We start from the raw sequence: 23883 nt of genomic DNA, 5'->3' as shown, positions 1-23883 counted from the left end.
CGTGTTGCCGGCCGAGACGTTGTAGTTGAGGTTCGACAGCACCGACGCGTAGGTCACGTTGTCGGCGAAGTACGCCTCCTGGGCCGTGACCAGGTTCCGAAGGTCGGCCTTCATGCCCGCGATGTAGGCCTTCTCCTTCGTATTGGCGAACTTCGGGATCGCGATGGCGGCCAGAATGCCGATGATCACCACCACGATCAGAAGCTCGATCAGCGTGAAGCCCTTCGTGCTCCTCATGGGACCCTTCTTTCCTGTGTGAGAAGTAGCGTCGCGTTCTTAGGACTCCCGCTGACTTACGGGCAACCCTCGTACCGCGCGACGTCAATATCGCCTAATCCCTTGCCCCGGCGCCAGATAGCTTTTTCCTGAATCCGGGTTCCTTCTGTCCCAATTCTGCCCCAACCACCGCATTCTGCAAGGGTTCGGGCCCGTCGCAGCACTCGCCAAGGCCCGCTCGACCAGCCGGAGCGCTCCCGATCAGAACGGGGTGAAGGGCGGCGACCCGAAATGGGGCATGCTGATCAGGTGCCAGATCGGGTAGGCGTACGCGAGCAGCACCAGCACCACGGCGACCACCGTCCACAGCCCCAGCCGGTCCAGCAACGGCACGCGCGTGGGCGTCGCGCCGAGCGGCTCGGCGAACTCGACCTCGGGCTGCTCGGCTCTCCGGCCCGCCAGCCAGGTGCCCAGCATCACCATCACGAAGAACGCGGCGCTGGTGAACAGCAGGACGCCGCCCACGGCGGAGATGCCGGTCAGCGTGCGCCAGTGGGCCGCCAGCGGATCGCCGCCGTAGCTGGGATCGAACACGCGCCGCGGCATCCCCATCAGACCGGTGACGTGGTTCGAGAACGAGAACAGCATCATGCCGGCGAACCACAGGTACGGTTGCACCTTCGCCAGCAGCCCCAGCTCGAGATCGCGGCCGGTGAGCTTGGGCACGAGCCAGTAGGCCGTGCCCATGAAAGTCAGCGCCGTCGCGCTGCCCACGGTGAGGTGAAAGTGCCCCTGGACCCAGGCCGTGTTGTGCACCATCGCGTTCATGCCGTAGGCGGCGTTGATCGCGCCGCCGAATCCGCCGAACGCGAACAGGATCATCGCCAGCAGCACGCTGGCCACCAGCGGGTCGCCCCACGGCAGCTTCCCGATCCAGTTGAACAGCCCGGTCGCGCCCCTCATCCGGCCGGCGACCTCCAGCGAGGCGATGATGGTGAAGGCGGTGATGAAGCTCGGGTACAGGATCCACATCGTGTTGAAGGTATGGAACAGCTTCCAGCCCGCGGGAATGCCGGGATCCATGGCCTGGTGGTGCAGGCCGACCGGCGACGAGAGCACGATGAACAGCACGAACACCAGGCGCCCCAGCGCGTCGCTGAACAGCTTCCCGCCGGCCGCCCTCGGCAGCACCGTGTACCAGATCACGTACGCCGGCAGGAGCCAGAAGTAGACCAGCGGATGGCCGAACCACCAGAACAGGGTGCGCGCCAGCTCGGGGTCGATGGTCTTCGTCAGGCCGAGCGACCACGGGATCAGCAGCAGCAGCATTTCCGCCGCGACGCCCGCGGTGGCGATGAACCACACGATGATGGTCGTCGCCATCCCGTGCACCGCGAGCGGGATGGGCGCACCGGGATTGTCCTTCCGCCAGGCGCGCAACGACCGCAGCACCACGAATCCCCAGCCCCAGGAGCCGACGACGAGCAGGGTCGCGCCGATGTAGAACGCCGGGTGCGCCTTCAGGGGCGGATAGAACGTGTACAGCACCGATGCCTGCCCCGAGAGGATCGCCGCGACCGTGGCGAGCGTGCCGGCGAGCGCGACCCAGAACGACGCCCACGCCAGGCGGGGGTGCGCGAGGGGCCGGCCGAGCGCGCGGGGCACGAGCGCGTACCCGAGCCCCATGATGAAGAAGGTGGTGAACACCAGGGCCATCAGCGTGCCGTGCGCGGTCACCGACAGGTAGTAGATGCGCGCGGAGCGGAACGGCAGGTCGAGGTTGGCGCGCGACAGCGCCTGCATCAGCGCCATGCACGCGGCGACGCCGAAGGCGGCCACCGCGACCCCGATGTTCGCGAGCGCCAGCCGATCGAGGCGCTTCATCGGGCCACCCCGGCCGGCGATGGTGCCGCGCCCGGCGCCGGATCCACGATCACCTTGCCCTGCATGGTGTGGTGCCCGGTGCCGCAGTACTCGTTGCAGACCACCAGCCGCTCGCCCGGCGTCGTGAACGTGTAGGTGAACTGCGAGACGTAGCCCGGGACGACCATCGTGTTGGCGTTCGTGCCGGCGATCTCGAAGCCGTGGGTCACGTCCATGCTGGTGATGCGGAAGGTCACCGGCCGGCCGACCGGGACGTGGACCTCGTTGGGCAGGAAGGCGAACGTCATCGCCACCATCACGACCTGCACGCTGCCGTCGGGCCGCGTCGTGACGCCGGGCGCGCTGAAGCGCGCGTCCTGCATCACCGCGGTCGGGTCGATCGTCTCGACGTGGCTGGGCGGCCGCACCGCGTACGCGAAGGTCGAGACGCCGATCGCGACCAGGAACACGACCACGATCGCCGCCGCTCCCCACATCCACAGCCGCTCGTACAGGTCCACGTTCATGGCGTCACCGCCCCGCGCGGCGTGAACAGCAGGTAGTAGAATGCGAGCCAGCCGAGCAGGAACAGCAGGCCGTAGATCCCCACCACGGCCAGTGTACCCCTCGGGTGCTGCCCGCCTCCCTCCGGCATCTCGCTCATCGCGTTCCTCCCCCCCGGGTCATCGGCGAGCGAGGCGCGCGATGCGCTCGCGCGTCTCTGGCATGGCGCCGTCAGACGAATGGCAAGCCTGGCAAAGGAGTTGCTGTGATTCGGCTTTGCAGAATCTACGGAATATCCCGTTGAGCGCCAGCAGCTTAGCGCGCTGTTACCGAGTGTTTCTCTTGCATTTCTTCCAGCTCGTCCAGGGAGCGCGGCCAGTCGTCCTTCAGCAGGCGCGAGAGCGCACGGTCGGCCAGCAGGCGGCCCCCGGTCTGGCAGCGGGCGCAGTAGTTGGTCTCGTTGTCGGCGTAGCGGATGCGTTGGACCGGCTGCCCGCACACCGGGCACGGCTGGCGGAACCGCCCGTGCACGGCCATGCCGTCGCGGAACGCCGTGACCTTCGCCGGGAAGGCCTCGCCGGTCTCGCGCCGCAGCCGCTCCGTCCACTCGACGAGCGTCGCCCGCGCGGCGTCGAACAGCCGTGCCGCCTGCTCGTCGCTCAGGCGGGACGTGAGCAGCATCGGCGAGAGCCGGGCGCGGTGGAGGATCTCGTCGGAGTACGCGTTGCCGATGCCGCTGATGAGCCGCGGGTCGGCGAGGGCCCGCTTGACGGTGTGGTTCTCCGAGCGCAGCCGGGCGGCGAACGCCTCCGCGCTCGCCGCGAGCACCTCCAGGCCGCCTCGGTCGAAGCCGGCCAGCGCGTCCTCGCCGCGCACGAGGTGGACCGAGGCGCGGCGCTTGGTACCCGCCTCCGTGAGGAGCAGCGTGCCGGAGTCGAAGGTGAACGCCGCCAGGGTCGAGCGCCGCGCCGTGGCGGGGCGGAGCGCGTGCCACTGCAGCCGTCCGGCGATCATCAGGTGGATCACCACGAACAGCCGGTCCTCGAGCCCGAGGACGATGCGCTTGCCGAGACGCCGCAGCTCCGTCACCCGCCTGCCGTGGCAAGCCTCCAGCGGCGGGTCCACGCTGCGCAGCACGAACGGGCTCGCCACCTCCACGCGCTCGAGCACGTGACCCTGCACGCGCGTCCCGAGCGCCTCGAGGTACACGGTGATGTCGGGCAGCTCCGGCACGGTGCGGAAGTTACCGTGGAACATCCGGCCGCGCCGCCGCGCCGCGTGACCTCGCGGCCCCGTCCGGTGTCAGAGAGGAGTACCTCACGGGAGCGTGCACCATGCGCATCACCACAGCGGCCGCCGCCGTTGCTCTCTGGCTCGTGCCGGCGGCCCTCGCGGCTCAGGCACCGGTTCGCCTCGGCGGGCAGCTCAGCTTCGCCGAGAACACCGACGCGGGCCTCGGCCTCCGGCTCGAGGCGCCCCTCGCGCCGTTCTGGACCCGCGACCTGCGCCTGAACCTGGCGTTCGACTACTTCTTCCCGGATTCCCCGCTCAACTACTGGGAGCTCAACGGCGACCTGGCGTGGGGGCTGCCGCTCAGCGGCTCACGGCTCGCCGTCTACCTGGGCGGGGGCCTCAACCTCGCGCACAGCGGTGTCAGCCGCGTGCCGGGCTCGGGCGTGACGGACCTCGGCGTCAACCTGCTCGTCGGGTTGCGCATCCCCACCGCCACGAGGCTGACGCCCTACGTCGAGCTGCGGCCGGAGCTCGGCGGGGGCGACCGGCTCGTGCTCACCACGGGGGTCCTCTTCTAGCGCGCTCGGCCAGCGTGCGCGCGCGAGCGCCCACCGCGTCCTGGGCCGGAGTCGGCGATCACTCGACCCGGATCGTCACCTCGGCCTCGCGGCCGGAGGCTCCCACTGCGCGGATCGCGTGGGTGCCGGAGCGCAGGCGCCACCGGGTGACGTCGACGGGACGTCCGTCCACGGTCCAGCGCACCGGACCGTCGTCCGGCCGCCCGACGGCGCGCAGCGCGACGGTGGCGTAGCGGGGGTCGGTCCCCGGGGGAACCGCGTACCGGTCGCCGTCTAGCGGCGAGACGATCCGGAAGCCGCTGTCCGCCGCCGCGAGCGCCGCCACGCCCCTGCCGCCGGGCGCATCGGCCGGCCGGCTCAGGCCCTCCTCGGCGACCCACGCCGCGTACGCGGCGGGCCACGCGACCGTTCCGTCGGGCCGGTGCCAGTCGCAACCGGCGACCGGCCCGGTGCCCGGCAGGACCCACTCGTCCAGCGCCGGGCAGTGGCGGGTCGCCCGCAGGCCCGAGAGGCGGCACACGGCCACGCGGACGGCCCCATAGGCCGCGGGGGTCGGCGGCACCCCCGGCTCGTACCGCTTGGCGACGTCGAGGATGGCGCGGTGGAGCAGGGGACCGGCTCCGGTCACGCCGCTCACCTGGCGCATCGGCCGGCCGGTGAAGTTGCCCGCCCACACCGCGACGGTGAAACCCCGCGTGACGCCCACCGCCCAGTTGTCCGTGAAATGGTGGCTGGTGCCGGTCTTGACCGCGACGGGGAACGCGAAGTCGAACGGCGTGTCGAGGCCGAAGCCCGGCGCTCGCGCGAGCGGATCGCGCAGGACGTCGAGCACCAGTGCGGCGGCGCCCGGCGAGACGACCCGGCGCTCGGGCGGCGTCCCGGCGGGACCCGGCCCGGTGCCGACGCCCCAGCGGACCGGGCTCCACTCGCCGTCGTTGGCCAGGGCGCGGAACGCATTGGCCATCTCGAGCAGGGTTACGTCGCCGTTGCCCAGCGCGAGGCCGAGGCCGTAGTAGTCGGCCGTGCGCGACAGGCTCGCGAAGCCGGCGCGGTGCAGCACGCCGAGGAGGCTGCCGACGCCCAGCCGGTCGGTCAGCTCGATGGCGGGGACGTTGAACGAGCTGGCCAGCGCCTCGCGGGCGCGCACCGGGCCGTGGAACCGGCGGTCGTAGTTGCGCGGCTGGTACGGCCCGGTCGCGGTCTGGTAGGTGTGGAGGACGTCGGGCAGCACCGTCGCGGGCGACAGCCCGCGGTCGAAGGCGAGGGCATAGAGGAACGGCTTCAGGGCCGAGCCCGGCTGCCGCGGAGAGACGACCATGTCCACCTGTCCCGCGCTGTCCGCCCAGAAGTCGGGGGAGCCCACCCAGGCGAGCACGTCGCCGCTCGCGTTGTCGAGCACGACGGCCGCCGCGTGGCGGACGCCGCGGTCCCGGAGCAGCGCGACCGTGTGCCGCACCTCCGCCTCCAGCTCGGTCTGAAGCGGGAGGTCGAGCGAGGTGCGCCACGTGCCGGCCAGGGCGACGCCCGAGTCCTCGGCCCACTGCAGCACGCGGCTGGTGAAGTGCGGCGCGAGGAACGCCGGGTCGCCGCGGGTGGCGACGACCGGCTCCGCCCGGGCGCGGGCCGCGTCGGCGGCGGTCACGTAGCCCAGCTCCAGCATGCGCCGCAGCGCGAGCGCTCGCCGCGCGCGGGCGCGGTCGGGGGCGACGAAGGGATTGTCGGCCGCCGGCGCGCTGGCCAATCCGGCGAGCAGGGCCGCCTGGCCGGGCGAGAGGCGGGTGGCCGAGGCGCCGAAGTACAGCGCCGCGGCAGCGTCGACGCCAAGGGCTCCCTGTCCGAGCGGCACGCGGTCGAGGTACTGCTCCAGGATCTGCTGCTTGGTCAGGTGGCGCTCGAGCCGCAGCGCCCACAGCGCCTGCGCGAGCTTGCCTCCGATGCCGTGGCTCGTGGGCACGAGCAGCCGCGCCAGCTGCATGGTGATCGTCGAAGCGCCGGAGACGACCCGGCCGCCGCCGAGGTCCTGCGCCAGCGCGCGCGCCGCGGCTCGCAGGTCCACGCCGGCGTGCGCGTAGAAGCGGCGGTCTTCGAGCGCCACGAAGGCCTGGATGAGCTGCGGGTCCACGTCGCCCAGCGCGAGCCAGCGGGTGCGGCTGCCGTCCGCGGCCCGGGTGGTCCTGAGCGGCAGCCCGTGCCGGTCCTCGATGGTGAGGCTGGCCACCTGGGGAGGCGCGGTGAGCCCCGCCGGCGGCGGCACCGCGATCCAGGCGAGCACGGTCGCGAGGCCGGCGGCGGCCACACCGGCCGCCCCGAGGAGGGTCCTCCGCGCCGTCACGGCGACTTCGGGGTCACCGTGAAGACGCCGCCGTCGCTCCGCCCCTGGACGGCGGGGTTGTACATCTCCTCGGCGTGCGCGGGCGGGCGGACGAACACGCCCGGCGTCGTGGCGCGGGCCACGTAGGTCGCCGTGTAGGTGCCGCGCCACAGATAGGTCGCGACGTACACCACCCGGTCGTCGCGCAGCTCGCGGTGGTCGAACGGCGACCACCACCCGGCGTCCCAGCTCCCGTAGTACCAGTCGTAGAGGTAGCCGCCCTGCTCCTGTGGCTCCTCCTCCTCCTCGCCTTCCGGGGCGGCGGGCTCAGCGTTGGCTCCGGGACCGGGGAGGCCGGCCGTCCGGAGGCTCAGGTCCACCGCCTCGAGGCCGGCGGGCAGCGGATCCTCGAGGGCGAGGAAGCGGCGCTCGGCGGGCAACGTGATGCGCAGCCGCACCCGGACCAGCGCGCCCTCCGGTGCGCGGACGATCGGCTGGCCGGTCGCGTAGTCCTCGTACCACCGCTCGACCGCGATGCCCTGCTGGTCGGGGTTCACGGGGCGCTGCTTCGGTACCTCCGAGACGGTCACGTAGTAGAAGAGGGGCGCGGTGCTGTCGGCGCCCGGCGCGGCGAGGTCGAGCGAGAGGCGCTTGGTGCCGTTGGGCCCGTCGGCCAGCAGGCCCGCGAGGTTGCGCGAGATCGCGGCCGGAGCCCCGCTCCCGCCGTCGGAGTGATAGACGACGGTGCCGCCGGGCCCCGAGACCGTGAAGCCGCGCTCCGCCGCCCGCTGCTGCCGCGCGCTGAAGTCGGCGAGGGCCTCGACCGCGGCGCCGTAGTCCTGGGTGTTCCACCACGATCCGCTCGCCGCGCGGCCCTGCTCGACGACCGTCTCGACCAGCGGGCCCACCAGCGGGCTCGCCGAGTCCACCGCGAGCGTCGCGGAGAGGAGGCGGGCCGCCGGGCGGCGCGGCGACCAGAAGTAGAAGGAGCGCCGCGTGGAATCCGAGAGCACGGCGCGCCGGCCCTCGATCCTGACGGCCGCCCAGATCGGCGCGAGCAGGGTGCGCGCCGCGTCCACGGCGCCGCGCCGTGCCACGATCTCCGCCAGCCGCACGCGGTCCTCCCACGCAAGCTGCGGCGCGACGCGCAGCAACTCGTTCTCGGCGGCCACGTCGGGGTGGCCGAGCCGGCTGAGGTAGTCGGCCGCGGCCACGTTCTCCGCGAGGCGGATGCGCAGGTCCGTGAACCAGCGGAACAGGGGTCCCACCGGCCGCTGCTTCTGGTGGAGCGTGCGCTGCAGGTAGGTGGCCAGGGCAGCGACGACCGTGTCGCGCACGCTCACGCCGGCGCGGCGGGCGGCGAGCAGGGCCTCGCCCGCGTAGGCGCTGAGCCAGGGCGTGGTCCAGTCGTCCGCGGACCACAGGCCGATGCCGCCGTCGGCACGCTGGCGGCGGCTCAGGGTCGCGACCCCTTCCGCGATCTGCGGCAGCGCGTTGGGGGGCGCGTAGCCGCTCGGGCCCGCGGCGCCGCCGGCGCGCACCAGGGCGACCACGGCCAGCAGCTCGTCCGCGACCTGCTCGGAGCAGTCGTAGGGGTACACGGAGAGCCAGCGGTACATCCCGCCGATGACCGCGAGCGGCGTGGTGCCGAGACCGACGGCGAGCTGGGAGCGCTCGGGGTCGATGTCGCCCGGCAGCGCCAGCTCGGCGGTGGCCCGGCTCTGCAGCACGCCCGAGACGGTGTGCGCCCGGGGCGCGTGGGACGGGCGGACGGGCAGCCGGGTGAGCACCGCGTCGGAGTCGCCGCCCCCCGCGACGTCGAAGCGGAAGACGGCCGTATCGGTGGTGGTGTCGCGGAAGGCGAACCGCACCTCGGTGCCGCGGCCGGCCGCGAGGGTCGCGGTCTTGACGGACGAGTCGCCGAGCGCGGTGCCCCGCGCGCGGGCCGTGACGGTCACGGTCGGCGTCAGGCCGCCGCGCTGGTTCACGACCACGCCCGCGACGAAGTCGTCGTCGCGGCGGAGGAACCGCGGCAGGGCCGGCCGCGCCAGCAGCGGGCGCGTCACCAGGAGGCTCGACTCGCCGCTCCCGTACCGGTCGCCCGCGGTGACGGCGACCGCCATCACGCGGAAGGTGGTGAGGTTGTCGGGCAGTTTCGCGGCGGCCACCGCGTCGCCCGCGGAGTCGGTCACGACCGTGCCGAGGAAGAACGCGGTGGAGGCGAAGCGCGAGCGCAGCACGTCGCCGGCCTCGAGGCCGCCCCCGCCGCCGGGCGACTGGTCGCCCTTGATCGAGATCCCCTCCGAATCGAGCACCTGGGCCGCGACCGAGACGAGGTCGGAGGCGAGGTGCATCGCCACGCCGCGCGGCTGGTAGATGAGCGCGACGGGGTCCGGCGTGCGGTAGCCGGTGAGGGACAGGACGCCCTCGTCCACCGCCCACAGCGTGACCTCGCTCCGCCGTCCGGTGCCGCCCGAATCGCGCACGTGGAGCCGTACCCGCGCGCTGTCGCCCGGCCGGTACTCGGCGGCCAGCGGCCGGACCTCGACCGCGAGCCGCTTGACGCGCGGCGTCACCACCAGCTGCGCGTAGCCCACCCGGATCGTGGGGCGCCCGGGGTCGCCGATGCTGCCGCCCGGGCCGGTGCGGCCGCGGGCCACCACGATGGACACGAACGCGTTGGGGACGTACGCCTCGGTGAGCGGGAGCTTGAGCGAGGTCGACCCCGACACGATCCGGATCCGCCGCTGCTGGATGATCCCCTCGCGCTCCACCGTGACCCAGGCCTCCGCGTCGGTGAACGGCGAGGCGAACAGGACCGTGGCGGTGTCGCCCACGTCGTAGCGGGTGCGGTCGGGGATCACGTCCATCTTGAACTGCGTCTCGTCGCCCCACGGCACCCACCCCGCGCCGGTGGCCCAGCGGTAGAAGGTGGTGGACGCCGCGCGGCCCGCGCCGTCGGCGGCGCGGAACCCGATCACGTACGAGCCTCCCTGCGCGGGCGTGAACCGGCAGGGCACCGAGTCGGCCGCGGTCACGAGGTCGCAGCGGGCGACGGTGTCGGGCACCCACTCGCCGACCTGCTCGTCGAGGCCTTCGCGCTCCCGCTGCACCCGATGCCACTCGCGCCGCACGATGGTGCCGTGCACCGCCACGCCGGGGACGCGCCGGCCGTCCGGCGCGACCGCGGCCACGGCGATCGCCACCGGCTGGCCGGCCGTCCAGAAGTACTCGTCCCCCAGCGGCCGGGCCGCGACGTAGAACGCCGCCGGGTGCACGGTGCTCGTCGCCGTCGCCGTGACGGTCTGGCGGTTCACGTCGGTCACCGTCGCGGCGATGGCGACGCGGGAGCCGCGGCCCTTCTGCGCCTCGCCCGCCGGCACGCGCAGCGCCAGGTGCCCGGTCGCATCGAGGGTGTCGGTGCCGCTCGCCACCACGCGGGCGGTCGGCTCCTCCTCCTCGTCCTCCCACCACCACCCGGACTCGCCCAGGTACCAGCCGTCGGTGCCGGGGATGTCGAGCGCCCACGGGTTCAGCGGCGACTGCCGCACCTCCCAGCTCACCGCGGCGCGCGCCATCGGCGCGCCGAACAGGTAGCGGGCCTCGACGGTGCCGGAGAGCGTGTCGCCGGCGAAGTGCGGGCCGGTGTCCGCCGCGACGCTCACCAGGAACTCGGGCGGGCGGTACTCCGCCACGCGGTAGTACGCGGTCGCCAGCTCGGTCCATTCGCCGTCCCGCTTGAGCCCGACGCCCACCCGGTAGGTCCCGAGCGGCAGATCGGCCGCGACGCCGAGCGTCTGCTCGGCGGTGCCGAACGCGGACACGGCCACGGTCGTATCGCGGAGGGTCCCGTCCTCCCGGTCGTAGAACACCCAGTGCAGCGAGTCGCCGCGGCTCGGGACCCGGAGCGCGCCGAGGCTGCCGGTGCGCACGATGGCCTTGGCGTGGACCGTCTCGCCGGGCCGGTAGATGCCGCGCTCGGTGAAGACCGCCGCGGCGGCGGGGATCCGGGCGCGCGGATCGGCCGCGGCGACGTTGAAGCGCCAGGGGCTCAGCTCCCACGCGTAGCTGGTGAGCGGGACGACGGCGCGGTCGCTCGCCAGCGTCACGGCGACGTAGCCGTCGAAGCCGGCGCCGAACCGCCGGGCCTGCTCGGTGCCCGAGGTGTCGGGCGGCAGGGCGGTGAACCGGACGAGGCCCTGCAGGTCGGTGGTGCCGGTCGCGCGCACGCGGCCCCGCCGGTCGTACAGCGTCACCGTGGCGCGCGGGCAGGCAAGGCCGTCGTGCACCGTCGTGACCCACACCACCGCCTCCTCGGCGCCGATCCGGACCGCGACGCCGAGGTCCGTGACCTGCACCAGGGCGAGCTGGCGGCGCGCCGCCGAGCTGTCGTCGCGCGAGCGCGCGACGCGCATCAGGGCGAGGGTCGGCGCGTCGGGGCGCGCGGCGTTGTACGCCGGCATCTTCACCGCGCTCACCAGCGGCGCGTCGCGGGGTCCGGTCACGGCCACGGCGCGCGTCGTGGCCCCGGCCGCGACCGCGGTCCACGCGTCCGCCAGGTTCCACTCGGGCGTGGCGAGCACCCGGGCCTCGAGGCTCGGCGGGACCGGGGCCAGCGTCACGAACAGGGTGTCGGTGTTGACGTGCTTGACCGCGACGGTGCGGAAGCCCTGCCGCTCGACCAGCATCGAGCCGGTCGGATAGTCGAGCGACGGCGCGTACCCCGTGGTGGTGAGCGTCAGCACCTGGCGGTGCGGCAGCCGCTGGCCGAACACGTCCCGCAGCGTGGAATCCACGGTGACGGTGTAGCCGGTGCGGGCCCGGAGCGGCGCCTCCAGGACCCACTCCGCCTGCTCGGCGGTGGTGTCGGACAGCGTGAACGGCGTGGTCGCGCTCAGCGCCACGGCGCGCCGCACCTCCGACCCGCGCACCGGGGTGCTGAACCGCAGGACCACGTAGCCCGCGGGGCAGTCGGGCCCGCCGGTGCAGCCCACCGTGGCGCCGAGCGGCCCGTAGGTGGCGAAGCTCCAGCGGTGACTCGGCGCGGCGCTGGTCGAGTCCAGGCTCCCGGGCGCGACGAGGCGGCCCGAGCAGCTGCCGGGGAGCGCGCGCTCCGGCACCAGCCGGATCACGCGCCGCAGCGCCTGGGTCGGAACGGAGCGGTCGTAGCCGCCCGCGTAGCGGTAGCGCTCGTCCTTGTCGCCGATCGGCCGCTGGGTGACGGCGTTGAGGTGGACGACGGTCGGCGCGTTGCAGGTGTTGTCGAGCTCCAGGTAGGCGAGCCGGCTCGCCAGCCCGACGTCGGCCGGTCCGCTGACCACCAGCTCGAACTGCGCGTCCGGCCGCAGGTAGCGGCTGCCCCACGGCGCGTCCGCGGGGCCTCCGGTCAGCACCCGCGGGCCCCCGACGCGGAACGTGAATCGGTACGCCTGCGCCAGCCGGCTGCCGTCCATCGCCTGGAAGCTGGGCGCGATCGTCACGGCGTAGCTCGAGCCGGCCGCGAGTGGCGCGGCGGGCGTGAAGCGCAGCGTGATCGGGTCACGCCACTCCACCTTGCCGTCCACGGGCGGCGCGATCGTGAAGATCGTGCGCGGGTCCACCGTGCCGTCGAGCGAGCCGGCCACCGGGCGGTCGAACGTCACGGTGACGACCGCGGTGGGCTCGGCGGACCCCGTGGGCGCGACCCGGATGACGTGGAGGGACTGCGGTTGCGATGCCGCCAGGCCGCTCATCGCGACGGCGGCGGCCAGCAGGGGAGCGCGCATGGTCGGGTTCCCGGTTGGGGCTCTCGATGCCCGGAATGTCGGTGTGGCTCGCCCACCAATATGGCGCGCCGGCCCGGCAGGCACGACCCGGGCGGGGGTCGCCCGGTCAGTCGCCGCGCTTGAAGCGGAGCAGCTCGCGCCGCTCCTTCTTCGATGGCTTGCCTTCGCCCAGGGTGAAGGCATGGGCCGCGAGCCGGTGCTGCTCGGCGAGGTGGAGGCGGCGCGCCCTGCCCTCCGGATCCTCCGCATAGAGCTGCGCCGCCGCGGCCGCCGGGCCGCGCCGGGCCGATACGGCGAGCACCGTGACCAGGTGCTCGTACGGACCGAGCCGGACGCGAATCACGTCGCCCGGCCGCACGGTCTTGGCGTGCCGGGCGCGCGCGCCGTTCACCTGGACCCGGCCGCCGGCGATGGCCTCGGCCGCGAGGCCCCGGGTCTTGAAGAACCGCGCGGCCCACAGCCACTTGTCCACCCGGAGCGGCTCGGCGGCATCGGCGCCCGGGGCGGCGCGCGCGGGCACCGTGGCTAGCGGCTCCCGGCCGGCTTGAGCCCGAGGGCCGCGTTGATCCAGCGCACCAGCGGCAGCATCACGGCGAAGTCGTCGGCGAGGACCGCGGGGAGCCGGGCGCTGGTGATCTGCGCGTCGGAGAACGGACGGCTCACGGTGAACGTCCGGTAGCGCAGCCACCGGGCCGCCGGGTGGTCCGGCGCGTAGCCCCGCGGCACGCGCGCCAGCATCGCGTCGCTGTCCAGCTCGCGGAAGCGGCGCCGCAGCGCCGGCGCGGCCACGATCCGCGCGAACGCCGCCGGCTTGGCGGCCAGCGCGTCGCGGATCTTGTCGAGCGGCCCCTTGGCCGGCATCCAGATCCCGCCGGCGTCGAGCGATTCGCCCGGCTGGACGTGGAAGTAGAAGCCCGCGCCGCCGCCGTGGGCCTCCTGGCCGACCCGGTGGCTGGCGTCGCGGTGGTAGAACCAGCACGCCGCGTGGGTCTTGTAGGGCGACTTGTCCGTCGAGAACCGCACGTCCCGGTAGATGCGGAACAGGCTGCGCTTCGGATCGCCGACCATCTCGGGGGCGAGCCGCGCGAGCTGCACGTCCATCTCCTCGACGAAGTCCCGCATCGGGAACAGGACCGACGTCTCGTAGTCGCGGCGGTGCGCCTCGAACCAGTCGCGGCGGTTGTTGCGGGCCAGGCCGCGCAGGAACCGCAGGCTGGCGGCGGTGAAGCAGCTCGACGTGGGGGGCATGGGCGCATTATCGGCGCCGCGCTCCCCGCTGTCCAGATGCCCGGGTTGTGCGGCACGCTCGATGCAGCGGTACCTTACCCGGGCGCGCAGGCCAACCGGACGCGGGAGAGGAATCGGCTCGTGATCGTGATCGGGGCGGGGCAGCCGCTGGCCATCGGGGACGTGGTGCGCGTGGCGCGGGGCGGCGAGCCGGTCGGGCTCGCTCCCGAGGCGCTCGAGCGCATCCGGGCCTGCCGGGCGATGCTGGAGCGGAAGGTCGCGGCGCACGAGACGATGTACGGCGTCAACACCGGTATCGGTGAGCTGTCGGAGGTACGGCTGGACGACGCGCAGGTCCAGCAGTTCCAGCGGTTCCTCATCTACAACCACGCCGCGGGCATCGGCGAGCCCGCGCCCGTCGAGCACGTGCGGGCCGCCATGGTCTCCCGCGTCGCGGTGCACGCCCGCGGCTACTCCGCCTGCCGTCCCGAAATCCCGCTCACCTACGTGGCCATGCTGAACGCCGGACTCACTCCCATCGCCTGCGAGAAGGGCAGCGTCGGCGCGTGCGGCGACCTGGCGCCGATGAGCCAGATCGCGCTGTCGCTGATGGGCGAGGGCGAGTGCTTCTACGGAGGCGAGCGGATGCCCACCCGCGCGGCGATGGACCGGGCGGGGATCGCCGTCCCCGGCCTCCGGGCGCGCGACGGCCTGGCGGCCATCAACGGGTCGAACCTGATCACCGGGATGGGGTGCCTGATCCTCCACGACGTGGAGCGGTGGATCAAGCAGGCCGAGATCGCCGCGGCGATGAGCATCGAGGCGCTGCTCGGCAACCTCAAGCCGTACCAGCCGCGGCTCCACGAGCTGCGCGGGTTCGGCGGCGCCCAGACCTGCGCGGCCAATCTCCGGAAGCTGATGGACGGGTCCGACCTGGTGACCGGCAAGCTCAAGGTCAAGGTCCAGGACGCGTACTCGATGCGGTCCACGCCGCAGGTGGTCGGCGCGCTGCGCGACCTGATGGCCTACGCCCGGCGGCAGGTCGAGACCGAGCTGAACGGGGTGGCCGACAACCCGATCTTCGTGGCTGACGAGGACCGGGTCCTGACCGGGGCCAATTTCCAGGGCACCCCGGTGTCGCTGCCGCTGGACATGGTGGGGGCGGGCGTCACGATGGTGAGCGTCCTGTCCGAGCGGCGGCTCAACCGGCTCCTCAATCCCGCCCTGTCGGTGGGGCTTCCCGCCTTCCTCACCAGGGGCGCGGGCATGTTCTCCGGGCACATGCTGTCGCAGTACACGGCCGACATGCTGATCGTGGAGCAGCGCACCCTTTCGGCGCCCGCCTCGATCCAGTCCATTCCGGCGGCCGCCGACCAGGAGGACTTCGTCTCGATGGGGATGAACGCGGCCCTGAAGACGAAGCAGATCCTCGCCAACGCCTACGGCGTGCTGGGCATCGAGCTGATCGCGGCGGCGCAGGCGCTCGACTTCCGGGAGTTCACGCCCGGCCGGGGCGTGCGCGCGGCGCACGCCGCGGTGCGCCGGGTGGTGGCGCACCTCGACGAGGATCGCCCGCTGTACAAGGACCACAACCTGATGGCCGCCGCCGTCGAGCGCGGCGAGGTGCTGGAGGCGGTCGAGCGGGAGATCGGCGGGCTCGGCGGCTCCTGGTAGCGGTGACCGGGATGCGACGCTGACGGCCGAGGCTTCGTTCGGCAGCGAGGCCGGCGCGCGGCTCCGGCAGCTGCGGCGGTTCGCGCACTGGCTGGATGACGGCATCCGGCTGCCGTGGACGGGGCTGCGCGTGGGGCTGGACCCGATCCTCGGGTTGGTGCCCGGCATCGGCGACGCGGCGGGGGCGATCCTGGGCGCCTGGATCGTGGTGGAGGCCGTCCGGCTGCGGGCATCCCGCGCCACGCTGGTGCGGATGTGCTTCAACATCGCCGTCGATGCGCTGGTGGGGACGATCCCGGTACTCGGCGACGTCTTCGACGTCGTCTGGAAGGCGAACCTCGGCAACGTCGCGCTGCTCGAGCGCCACCTGGCCGACCCGGCCCGGGCGGCCAGAGCGGATCGGCGCCTCGTGGCCCTCCTGTGCGCGGCCGTGCTCCTGCTCTGCGGTGCGCTCGCCGCGGCCGGCGTCGTCCTGGTGACCGTGCTGATCCGCGCCCTGGCCGGGCGCTAGCGGCGGCGCCGCGACCGGCCGCCGGCCATGAGCATCGAGCCGCCGGCTCGCACGTCGAACCTCACCACGAGGCGACCAGCCATGCGTCTACCACGATTCGGCACCTTGCGGCTCACCGGGTTGGCGATCGTCCTCGGCCTCGGCGTCGTGCTCGGCCTGACGCTGTCCCGCGGCGCCAGCCTCCTGCTGCATCCCGGCCGCACGACCATCGATCAGTCCGTCGTGGTCGAGCGGCTGGAGACCGTCGCCAAGCTCATCACCACCGAGGCGATGGTCCGCGACGTCGTCACCTACGAGAACACGTGGCTGGGCTCGACCAAGCGATCCCTGGTGATCGTCACCGGCAAGACGCTGGTCGGGTTCGACCTGCGGATCCGGCCGAAAGTCAGCATCCGGCAGAGCGACCGGCACATCACGCTGGTCTTCCCGCATGCCCGCCTGCTCGGCGTGGACATCGTGGACCTGCGCACCTACGACGAGAGCCGCGGCCTGTGGAACCCGTTCCACCCGGCCGACCGCGACACCATCTTCCAGTTGGCCCGCCGGCAGCTGGCGCTGGCCGCGGCGGACCTGGCCGTGGTCCAGCACGCCGAGCAGGGGGCGAGGCAGCTGCTGGCCGGTCTGTTTGCTCCGGAGGGGTATTCGGTCGAGGTCGCCTTCGAGCCGCCCGCGCAGGTGGCGCCGCAGTAGCGCATCGGGAGCGGCCGCGTGACCGCCCTCGTGGGTGGCGGTGCGCGCCGGGCGGTCGGGCGGGAGGCCGGGCTCGGCGGCTCCACGGAGCCGCCCGAGCCCTCAGATCGTCAGCTGGGCGCTGTCGCTTCCGCCGGCCGAGCGCCGCCAGCCGGGCCGCGGCCGGATCTGCACCGGCTCCTTCACCACGGCCGTCGGAGCCGCCACGGTGGTGCTCTTGAGGTAGGCCAGGTGGTCGTGCTCGAGGGCGCCCTCGGGCAGCAGGCCGTACAGCGGGCCGAGATTGGCCTGGATCCGGCTCCGATAGTGCTCGGGCAGCCGGTCGCTCTCCCCGTTCATGAACCGCTGCACCGACCGGTCGTTGTCCATGAGGTCCCGGACGCCGGAGTGGTAGCGGGTCCGGCCCGACCAGGAGAACGATTCCACCAGCTTGATCCAGCGCGCGGCGCCGCGGGTCGTGGCGAACCGGTACGCGACCCCCTTGAGCGACATCGAGTGCCGGCTCAGCGCCACGACGTGATCGTAGAACTCCGGCCACGAGTAGTTCTTGGGCCGCACGTTCATCGCCTGGTGGCTGTCGAGGAACTGGAAGGGGAACGGCAGCACGCGGCCCGTGCGCTGGTAGTCCAGGTTGAGCGGCGCCGCGCGTCCGTACGCGGTCAACAGCGAGTAGGCCGCGAACACGCCGGGCGAGCGGTCGAGGAACCGCTTGGTCAGCTCGAAGGGCTCGGGACCCTGCTCGATGTCCAGACCGAACACGAAGTTGGTGCGCACGTAGGGGACGTAGCGCAGGATCATGTTGATCTGGTCCGACACCTGCCGGACCTTCTCCTCGCCGGTGAGCCGCGTCTTCGACTTGTTGCCGTGGTCGAACCACGACTCGACACCGGGGAGCAGCGCCTGGAAGCCGTTGCGCTTCATGCGCACCAGGTGCGGCTCGGAGAGAAGCGACAGGCTGCTCTCGGCGATGTGACGCATCCGCCCCGGCGGCACGGCGTCCTCGATCACGTCCATGAACTCGTCGAACCGCACGCCGAAGTTGGGGTCGTGCCAGCCCACGATCGGCCGGCGCATCTTGCGCTGGACGAAGCGCAGGTCCTCGCCCAGCTGTGCGTAGCTCAGCGGCTGGTAGTCCACCGTCGAGTCGATGCAGAAGCTGCAGGTGTACGGGCACCCCAGGCTGCCGATCATCGGGACGATCTTGACCGTCGGCGCCTTGGCCATCGCCGCTTCGGCGAACCGCCACCGCTCGGCCAGCGGCGGCATCTCCAGCGGCTGGCGCGCCGCCGCCAGGTGGCGCCCGATGGGACGGTGCGGGGCACACTCCCGCAGCACCTCGTCCAGGACGGCGCGGTCGGTGAAGCCGAGGACGTAGTCGAAGAAGCGGGCGGCGTCTTCCGGGTAGCAGCGCGCGTGCGGCCCGCCCAGGACGGTCACCGTCCCCCTCTGGCGGTAGTAGTTGCTCACCGCATAGGCGAACAACGCCGCCTGGGTGAAGGCGCCGACGAACAGCAGGTCGAGGTCGGGCGGCAGCTCGGCCAGCACGCTCCCGAACCCGGTGTAGCACGTGTAGCTCACCCGGTGCCCGGCTCGCTCGCACCAGGCCCCGACCACCTGGGGCATGATGCTGGCCAGGTTCCCGTTCATCACGCGCGGGAAGATGCCGTGGGTTGGAGTGTCGACGACGTCGAGAATGCCGATGTGGAGCTGGCGCATTGCCAGCCCTCCTGGTGGGCTCGAAGCGGCCTAGGAGAGAGGTCCAGTAGGCGGGTCGAGGTGTAAGATGACAACTTGGCTCCCGTTTGTCGGCGGCGCAAGGCGCGGGTTTGGGCCACGGCGGGGCGGGAGGCCGCGGCGGGCGGGGGCTGGAGGGGGTGGCCGGACCCGCCCATTGTGGAATCGTCCCGACGGCAGTAAGGTTCGTTCAGCGATTTGCGTGGCAGTTTGCACACAGTTCTGGCGACATATCAAAGGGGCTGGCCGACCGCGCCGGCCTTTTTCTATGTCGAGATCGCAGGCAACGACGGTGACTGCCGTCGGCTGCTCCGGACACAGCCTATCGTGAGGGCGGAGATCACGAACACACAAAGGAGCAGCACCGTATGAGCATCACCGGCAAAGTGAAGTGGTTCAACGACGCGAAGGGTTTCGGGTTCATCACCCCGGACAGCGGCGAGAAGGACTGCTTCGTGCATCACTCGGCGATCCAGGCTCAGGGTTTCAAGAGCCTCGCCGAGGGTGACAGGGTCGAGTTCACGGTCGTCCAGGGTCCGAAGGGTCCCGCGGCCGAGAACGTGGTCAAGCTCCCGGCGTAACTGCCGGCGCTGACCGGGCCGGGAGTGTGCCCGGCCACTCGCCCACAGCGGAGCCCCGATCCGGCGCAGGCCGGGTCGGGGCTTCGTCCGTTCGGGGGCAGAGCGCCTCTTCCGTCGGCCAGGACATCGGTGTAGTAGACTATGGAGCGGCCCCGGGGCGGCCCGGGGCACCATTCAACGACGGAGCGAGTGATGCGCCTCTCCCTGTTCCTCGGGTCGCTGTTGCCGCTGCTCGCGGCACCGTTGTCGGCACAGGACACGAAGCTGGCGGCGCTGCCGGCGGGCGATCCGCCGGCGCGCGTGGCGCGGATCAGCTCGCTCGCGGGGAACGTCGCGTTCCAGCCCTCGGGGGACACCGCCTGGAGCCAGGCGACGCTGAACTACCCGATGACCACCGGCGACCGCCTGTACGTCGATCGCGGCGGGCGCGCGGAGCTGCAGGCCGGGTCGGCGGCGGTGCGTCTCGACGAGGGCGCGGACCTCACGGTCTCGAACCTCACCGACGGGTTCTTGGAGCTGGGCCTGATGCAGGGCACGGCTCGCGTGAACGTCTACCGCCTCGACCCGGGCGACTCCGTCGAGGTGGATACGCCCCACGGCGTCCTGACGGTGCTGGCGGCGGGTGACTACCGGATCGACGCTCCGGCCGACGACACCGTGCTGGTCGTCACGGTCGCGCGCGGCAGCCTCGAGTGGACCGCGGGCGGCGTCGCCCAGGCGGTCGAGGCGGGACAGGCGATCCGCGTCACCGGGGTCAACCCGATCCGGGTCACCAACGTCGCGCCGGCCGGGCCGGACGCGTTCGACCAGTGGTGCGCGGCGCAGGAGGGCCGGCTCGCCGCCTCGCCCTCGGCGCGCTACGTGAGCCGCGACATTCCCGGCTACGCCGACCTGGACGACGCCGGCACCTGGCAGGACGACGCCGAGTACGGACCGGTCTGGTACCCGGCGGGGCTCGCGACGGACTGGGCGCCGTATCGCTACGGGCACTGGGCGTGGATCGAGCCGTGGGGCTGGACGTGGGTCGAGCGCGAGCCCTGGGGCTACGCGCCGTTCCACTACGGCCGTTGGGTGTACGCGCGCTCGCGGTGGGGTTGGCTGCCCGGGCCGGTCGTGCTCCGGCCCTACTACGCGCCGGCGCTGGTGGTGTTCGTGAGCGGATCGCAGTGGGGTGCGCAGGCGTGGTTCCCCCTGGGCCCGGGCGAGCCGTACTACCCGTGGTACCACCACGACGACGACTACCTGCGGCGGGTCAACGTCACCAACCTCCGCCACGTGACCAACGTCACGACCATCATCAACAACACCAACATCACCACCATCAACTACCGCAACCGGCAGCCGGGAACCACGGCGGTGCCGAGCTCCACGTTCCAGCGCGGACTGGGCGTCCAGCGCCGGATGATCCCGGTGCGCGCCGAGGAGATCGCACGCGCACCCATCGTCGCGCACCCCGTCGCCCTGCCGGCGGCGAGCGCCGCCGGCGGCGGAACGCCGGTGTCGAGGCCGCTGGCCATGCGCCGGCCGGTGTTCTTCACCGCGCGCCCGCCCGAGGTTCGGCTGGCCGCGCGCCCCGGTCAGCCGCTGGTGGTGCCGCGGCGCAACCAGCCCGCGGCGGGACCGGCGCCGGTGCTCATCACGCGCCACGCGCCGCCGCCGCAGGATCCCCCATTCGCCGACCGCCAGCGGGCGATGAAGCCCGACGTGGGCCGGCCGCTCGAGCCGCAGCAGATCGACAACCTGCGCGCCGGCAAGCCGGCGGGGCCGCGGCGCGACCCCGAGTACCCGCCGCATCCGGCGCCGGCGCCTGCCGCCGCGCCCCGGCCCGCACCCACGCCGGCCGCCGCCCCCAGGCCGGCCGCGGCGCCGCATGCGCCGGCGCCGAAGCCGGCACCGCGGCAGCCGGCGCCCAAGGACGATCGGCGGCGGGGGCCGGGCAACTAGCCGAGCAGGCGGTGCCGAGTACGCAGCGTTGAGGGGAGCTGCGAGACGCCGAGTTGCGAGCGGTCACGAGGTTGACGGTTAAGCGAGAAGAGAAACGGGCCCCGCGGCTCGAACGGCGGGGCCGTTCTCTTGCTCGCCTCTCCCGACTCACGACCACTCGCAACTCGGCGCCTCGCAACTCCTCTGCCACCGCGTCACCGCCCGTCTGCGCCCTCCCGAATCGGTAGTACTACGGTCGTGTATCCGTAGAAATCCGAATGGTTTAGTCTGGTTGGCGGCTTAAGCTGCGTGGACGCGCCGACGGTTGGCGGGTTCGCTCTCACCAGCTTGGAGCCACCAGATGTCCCTTCGTCCGTTCGCCTCACTGACGCTCCTCGTCCTCGTCGCGGGCGCGCTGCCCGCCGCGGCGGCCGCGCAGCAGGACACCACCGCGCGGGCCGACTCGACGCTCCGCCGTCCGGCCACGGTGCTCGATCCCATCGTCGTGACGGCCGAGCGACGGCCCACGCCCGCCTCGGACGTGACGGCGCCGGTGATCGTGGTGGACAGCGCCGCGTTGGCGCGGCGCGCGGCGCCGGACGTCGCCACGATCCTCGCCGACGTGCCGGGCCTGCAGCCCGAGGCCGTCGTCGGCTCGGGTTCGGGCATCTACCTGCAGGGCCTCGGCTCGGACCGGGTGCTGGTGCTGCTCGACGGCGCCCCGATGGCGGGGCGGCTCAACGGCGAGTTCGACCTCTCGCGCATCAGCCCGGCGGACCTCGAGCGCATCGAGATCGTCGAGGGTCCGCAGTCCACGCTGTACGGCTCCACGGCGCTCGGGGGCGTCGTGAACCTCATCACCAGCCGCGACGTGCTGCCGCGGGCGCAGTTCTCGAGCACGATGGGGAGCTTCGGGCAGCGGGACTACGAGGCGCGGCTCGGCACGCCGCTGGGCGCGAACGGGTGGATCGCGACGCTCGAGGGCGACCACCGGTCGGTGGACGCGCTGCCGGGCGCCAACCCCGGCACGCTGGGGAGCGCGGCGCGGTGGGACTTTATGGGGCGGCTGGCCGGCGCGGTCGGGAGCGCCGCGATCGACGCGCGGCTGATGACGATCGACGAGAGCCAGAAGTACACCATCGCGCCGGACCACCTCACCAGCACCAACCTGCAGTACGACGGCTTGGTCAAGCTCGCCTTCGGCGCCGAGGCCCGGACGGAGCTGCGGCTGCACGGCAGCTGGTACGATCACCGGTTCGTGGACGCCACGGATTCGGCGGGATCGCAGCCGCCGTCGTTCGACCGCGAGCGCATCGCCGACGCGGAGCTGGTGCAGCGCGGCGCGCTCGGCGCGAGCGATTGGGTGGCGGGTGCGAAGGTGGACCGCGAGTGGCTGCTCTCGGACCGCGTGTCCGGCTACGACCGCTCCGCCTCGACCGGGGCGGCTTACGCCTCGGTGGACTGGGCGCTGTCGCCCGCGCTCCACGTCACGACCGGCGCCCGGCTCACGGCCAGCCAGCTGTGGGGCGCCGACTTCTCGCCGCGCGTCGGCGCCGCCCTGCGGGCGCCGGCCGGCCTCTACCTCAAGGCCGAGGTGGCGCACGGCTTCCGGGCACCCTCGTTCGACGAGCAGTACCTGCAGCTGGTGCAGGCGCAGTTCGGCTACGCGGTGTACGGCAACGCGAGCCTCAAGCCCGAGCAGTCGTGGAACGTGACCGGCGAGGCGGGCCTGGCGCGGGCGGACGTGCACCTCTACGTGCGCGGCTTCGCCAACCGCCTGCGGGACTTCATCGAGGCGAACCAGACCGGCGACAGCAGCGGCATCCTGCTGTTCACCTACGAGAACGTGGACCGCGCCCGCACCGCGGGCGCGGAGGCGGGCGGGAGCGTGACGCGCGGCCTGGTGACGGCCGGCGCGTCGTACACGTGGCTCAGCACGCGCGACATCACCACCAACACCGACCTCCTGGGCCGGGCCGCGCACACGGCCAACGCCTCGCTCACGGTCGGCCGGGCCGGCTGGAGCGTGAACGGCGCCGCGATCTACACGGGTCAGGAGCCCGTGGCTCGCGACCAGGCGGGGGTGGTCAGCTACCAGGGGGCGTTCACGCGGTTCAACGTCAGCGGCGCCGTGCCGCTCACGCGCGGCGTGAAGTTCACGGCCGGGGCCGACGACCTGACCGACGCCAAGCCCGCGGGCGCGGCGCTCATCTGGGGCCGCCGGCTGTACGCGGCCGCGTCGGTGGGAGTGGGCTGGTGACCGGCGCCGGGGTCGGGGCGGCGGGCGGTCTCGTATCGCCCCTGGGCACGGGGCTGCCGCTGGTGGACTTCCTGCCCATCGCCACGACGTTCGTCGCGGCGACGTTTTCGGCGGCGCTGTTCCGCCGCTACCGCGAGCGCCGCACCGGGGCGCACCTCCTGTGGTGGGCGTTCGGCGTGCTGGTCTACGGCGTCGGCACGTTCACCGAGGCGGCCACGACGCTCTTCGGGTGGCACGAGGGGCTGTTCCGCGCCTGGTACGTCTCGGGCGCGCTGCTCGGCGGGGCGCCGCTCGCCCAGGGCACGGCGTACCTGCTGCTGAAGCGGAAGACGGCCGACCGGCTCACGGTGGCGCTCGTCGCGGCCGTCGCGCTCGCCGCCGTGGTCGTGTGGCGCACGCCGGTGGACTACGCGCGCGTCGAGCCGCACCACCTCACCGGGCAGGTGTTCGGGTCGCCGTGGCCGCGGGTCTTCGCGCCGTTCCTCAACACGTACGCCTTCGTGCTGCTGGTGGGTGGCGCCGCTCTTTCGGCGTGGCGGTTCAGCCGGAAGGCCGCGACGCGCCACCGGTTCATCGGCAACGTGCTGATCGCGGTGGGCGCGCTGCTGCCGGGCATCGGCGGCGCCGCGACGCGCTTCGGCCACACCGAGGTGCTGTACGTGACGGAGCTGGTCGGGCTGGTGCTGATCTACGCCGGATACCGCCTGGCGACGCTCAGAACGACAGGGGTTGGTGGCGAGGCGTCAGAAGAGTTGCCAGACGGCAAGGAGGAAGTGGTTCCAAGACGATAGTGATCGGGGGTCAGACCAGTGG

General features: G+C 72.9%; 18 protein-coding genes. 8 read left to right on the top strand and 10 right to left on the bottom strand.

Going from position 1 to position 23883, the window contains the following annotated elements; all coding sequences use genetic code 11:
• The 5 genes from VMF70_07435 to VMF70_07415 all read right to left on the bottom strand — a co-directional run.
• A partial coding sequence (locus VMF70_07435) for a prepilin-type N-terminal cleavage/methylation domain-containing protein (protein ID HTT67842.1) occupies nt 1-237 on the bottom strand: 237 nt, incomplete at its 3' end.
• Between the two features lie 240 nt (nt 238-477).
• A complete protein-coding gene (locus VMF70_07430) occupies nt 478-2100 on the bottom strand; it encodes a b(o/a)3-type cytochrome-c oxidase subunit 1 (GenBank protein HTT67841.1) in 1623 nt (540 codons plus the stop codon).
• Nucleotides 2097-2606, bottom strand: coding sequence for a cytochrome c oxidase subunit II (locus VMF70_07425; GenBank protein ID HTT67840.1), 510 nt, complete (start codon nt 2604-2606; stop codon nt 2097-2099). The genes VMF70_07430 and VMF70_07425 overlap by 4 nt, the downstream gene beginning before the upstream one ends.
• Nucleotides 2603-2743: a cytochrome c oxidase subunit 2A gene (locus VMF70_07420; GenBank protein HTT67839.1), complete on the bottom strand. Its 141-nt coding sequence runs from the start codon at nt 2741-2743 to the stop codon at nt 2603-2605. Before VMF70_07420 ends, VMF70_07425 begins: the two co-directional genes overlap by 4 nt.
• A gap of 155 nt (nt 2744-2898) precedes the next feature.
• Nucleotides 2899-3840, bottom strand: a complete 942-nt coding sequence (locus VMF70_07415) for a DNA-formamidopyrimidine glycosylase family protein (GenBank protein ID HTT67838.1) — start codon at nt 3838-3840, stop codon at nt 2899-2901.
• A gap of 77 nt (nt 3841-3917) precedes the next feature.
• Between VMF70_07415 and VMF70_07410 the strand changes: the two genes are divergently transcribed.
• Nucleotides 3918-4394 (top strand): hypothetical protein, encoded by a 477-nt coding sequence (locus VMF70_07410; GenBank protein ID HTT67837.1) that lies wholly within the window; start codon nt 3918-3920, stop codon nt 4392-4394.
• Nucleotides 4395-4452: 58 nt separating this feature from the next.
• Here VMF70_07410 and pbpC read toward each other — a convergent pair whose 3' ends face one another.
• The 4 genes from pbpC to VMF70_07390 form a co-directional block, all read right to left on the bottom strand.
• The gene (pbpC, locus tag VMF70_07405; GenBank protein HTT67836.1) at nt 4453-6726 is read right to left on the bottom strand and encodes a penicillin-binding protein 1C; all 2274 of its coding nucleotides are present in this window, start codon (nt 6724-6726) and stop codon (nt 4453-4455) included.
• On the bottom strand, nt 6723-12470 hold the full coding sequence (locus VMF70_07400; GenBank protein ID HTT67835.1) for an MG2 domain-containing protein: 5748 nt from the start codon (nt 12468-12470) through the stop codon (nt 6723-6725). Before VMF70_07400 ends, pbpC begins: the two co-directional genes overlap by 4 nt.
• A 106-nt stretch (nt 12471-12576) precedes the next feature.
• A complete protein-coding gene (locus VMF70_07395) occupies nt 12577-12990 on the bottom strand; it encodes a S4 domain-containing protein (protein HTT67834.1) in 414 nt (137 codons plus the stop codon).
• A 5-nt stretch (nt 12991-12995) separates the two neighbouring features.
• Nucleotides 12996-13718 (bottom strand): DUF2461 domain-containing protein, encoded by a 723-nt coding sequence (locus VMF70_07390; GenBank protein ID HTT67833.1) that lies wholly within the window; start codon nt 13716-13718, stop codon nt 12996-12998.
• Nucleotides 13719-13838: 120 nt separating this feature from the next.
• Between VMF70_07390 and VMF70_07385 the strand changes: the two genes are divergently transcribed.
• The 3 genes from VMF70_07385 to VMF70_07375 all read left to right on the top strand — a co-directional run bounded on the left by VMF70_07385 (nt 13839) and on the right by VMF70_07375 (nt 16572).
• Nucleotides 13839-15371, top strand: coding sequence for an aromatic amino acid ammonia-lyase (locus VMF70_07385; protein HTT67832.1), 1533 nt, complete (start codon nt 13839-13841; stop codon nt 15369-15371).
• A 19-nt stretch (nt 15372-15390) separates the two neighbouring features.
• A complete protein-coding gene (locus VMF70_07380; GenBank protein ID HTT67831.1) occupies nt 15391-15882 on the top strand; it encodes a DUF4112 domain-containing protein in 492 nt (163 codons plus the stop codon).
• An 81-nt stretch (nt 15883-15963) separates the two neighbouring features.
• Complete coding sequence (locus VMF70_07375) at nt 15964-16572, top strand: DUF4230 domain-containing protein (GenBank protein ID HTT67830.1); 609 nt, start codon at nt 15964-15966, stop codon at nt 16570-16572.
• 102 nt (nt 16573-16674) lie between these two features.
• On the opposite strand, the gene VMF70_07370 is transcribed toward VMF70_07375, so the two are convergent.
• Complete coding sequence (locus VMF70_07370; GenBank protein HTT67829.1) at nt 16675-18288, bottom strand: hypothetical protein; 1614 nt, start codon at nt 18286-18288, stop codon at nt 16675-16677.
• 386 nt (nt 18289-18674) lie between these two features.
• On the opposite strand from VMF70_07370, the gene VMF70_07365 reads away from it, so the two are divergent.
• From VMF70_07365 to VMF70_07350, 4 genes are all read left to right on the top strand, one after another.
• A complete protein-coding gene (locus VMF70_07365) occupies nt 18675-18887 on the top strand; it encodes a cold-shock protein (protein ID HTT67828.1) in 213 nt (70 codons plus the stop codon).
• 192 nt (nt 18888-19079) lie between these two features.
• Complete coding sequence (locus tag VMF70_07360; protein ID HTT67827.1) at nt 19080-20831, top strand: DUF6600 domain-containing protein; 1752 nt, start codon at nt 19080-19082, stop codon at nt 20829-20831.
• 340 nt (nt 20832-21171) lie between these two features.
• Nucleotides 21172-23070, top strand: a complete 1899-nt coding sequence (locus tag VMF70_07355) for a TonB-dependent receptor (protein HTT67826.1) — start codon at nt 21172-21174, stop codon at nt 23068-23070.
• Entirely contained in the window at nt 23067-23861 is a 795-nt protein-coding gene (locus tag VMF70_07350; protein HTT67825.1) for a hypothetical protein, read from the top strand. The genes VMF70_07355 and VMF70_07350 overlap by 4 nt, the downstream gene beginning before the upstream one ends.
• Nucleotides 23862-23883: the final 22 nt, after the last annotated feature.

It is taken from the genome of Gemmatimonadales bacterium (assembly GCA_035502185.1).
Classification (GTDB): domain Bacteria; phylum Gemmatimonadota; class Gemmatimonadetes; order Gemmatimonadales; family JACORV01; genus Fen-1245.
Note: the sequence above shows the minus strand (reverse complement) of the source record. Positions and strands in the feature narration are given on the sequence as shown.

Coding starts and splice junctions, on each gene's coding strand:
- VMF70_07430 (HTT67841.1), bottom strand. CDS start 2,100: ATGAAGCGCCTCGATCGGCTGGCGCTCGCGAACATCGGGGTCGCGGTG.
- VMF70_07425 (HTT67840.1), bottom strand. CDS start 2,606: ATGAACGTGGACCTGTACGAGCGGCTGTGGATGTGGGGAGCGGCGGCG.
- VMF70_07420 (HTT67839.1), bottom strand. CDS start 2,743: ATGAGCGAGATGCCGGAGGGAGGCGGGCAGCACCCGAGGGGTACACTG.
- VMF70_07415 (HTT67838.1), bottom strand. CDS start 3,840: ATGTTCCACGGTAACTTCCGCACCGTGCCGGAGCTGCCCGACATCACC.
- VMF70_07410 (HTT67837.1), top strand. CDS start 3,918: ATGCGCATCACCACAGCGGCCGCCGCCGTTGCTCTCTGGCTCGTGCCG.
- VMF70_07400 (HTT67835.1), bottom strand. CDS start 12,470: ATGCGCGCTCCCCTGCTGGCCGCCGCCGTCGCGATGAGCGGCCTGGCG.
- VMF70_07390 (HTT67833.1), bottom strand. CDS start 13,718: ATGCCCCCCACGTCGAGCTGCTTCACCGCCGCCAGCCTGCGGTTCCTG.
- VMF70_07375 (HTT67830.1), top strand. CDS start 15,964: ATGCGTCTACCACGATTCGGCACCTTGCGGCTCACCGGGTTGGCGATC.
- VMF70_07370 (HTT67829.1), bottom strand. CDS start 18,288: ATGCGCCAGCTCCACATCGGCATTCTCGACGTCGTCGACACTCCAACC.
- VMF70_07365 (HTT67828.1), top strand. CDS start 18,675: ATGAGCATCACCGGCAAAGTGAAGTGGTTCAACGACGCGAAGGGTTTC.
- VMF70_07360 (HTT67827.1), top strand. CDS start 19,080: ATGCGCCTCTCCCTGTTCCTCGGGTCGCTGTTGCCGCTGCTCGCGGCA.
- VMF70_07355 (HTT67826.1), top strand. CDS start 21,172: ATGTCCCTTCGTCCGTTCGCCTCACTGACGCTCCTCGTCCTCGTCGCG.